This is a genomic window from Methylomonas rivi (assembly GCF_024505165.1).
GTDB lineage: Bacteria > Pseudomonadota > Gammaproteobacteria > Methylococcales > Methylomonadaceae > Methylomonas > Methylomonas rivi.
Genome location: NZ_JANIBK010000367.1, coordinates 1 through 653 on the forward strand (window position 1 = coordinate 1; position 653 = coordinate 653).

1 protein-coding gene and 1 pseudogene are annotated in these 653 nt (G+C 62.5%); both read right to left on the bottom strand.

The features are described 5' to 3' along the window. On the bottom strand, positions 1–204 hold a 204-nt coding region (locus NP596_RS21770; protein WP_256617462.1), incomplete at its 3' end, for a beta-ketoacyl synthase chain length factor. Between the two features lie 13 nt (positions 205–217). Further along, positions 218–653, bottom strand: a pseudogene (locus NP596_RS21775) (beta-ketoacyl-ACP synthase); the annotation flags it as partial.

Below are 653 nucleotides of genomic sequence, written 5' to 3' on the forward strand. Positions count from 1 at the left end.
CGCTCGGGCCAGCGGCGACAAGCGGCGGCGTTGCATCATCGGCAAAAAACCCACATCGGCGTTACCGTTTTGATGAGGTAGCGTTTGCCCGCCGGGCCAGGCTTCCGCGGCTGCCGATGCGGGCCCGGATTGCCACGCGCACCAATGCTGCAAGGTAAAATCCAGCGCATTGGTTACGGATGAGACTGGGCCGGGGTGTTTCATCCGCCGCGTCCTATCAATGATCCCAACGCCGGAAAATTAGAGAGGTGTTCACCCCGCCGAAAGCAAAATTGTTGCTCATCGCATACTCGGCGGCCAACGCGCGGCCCGTGCCGGTAATGTAATCCAGCTCCGCGCAGCGCGGGTCGATATGGTCGAGGTTAAGATTGGGGTGAAACCAGCCGTCGCGCATCATTTGAATCGCCACCATGGCTTCCAGGGCGCCGCAAGCGCCCAAGGTGTGGCCGGTATAGCCTTTCAGGCTGCTGATCGGGGTATTGGCGCCGAACACCGCCGCGGTGGCGTTGCTTTCGGCAATGTCGCCTTGCTCGGTGGCGGTGCCGTGGGCGCTGATATAGCCGATTTGACCGGCTTCCAGTCCGGCATCCCGCAAAGCCAGCCGCATGACGGTTTGCATGGTGTCGGCGTTGGGCTGGGTGACGTGGGCGCCG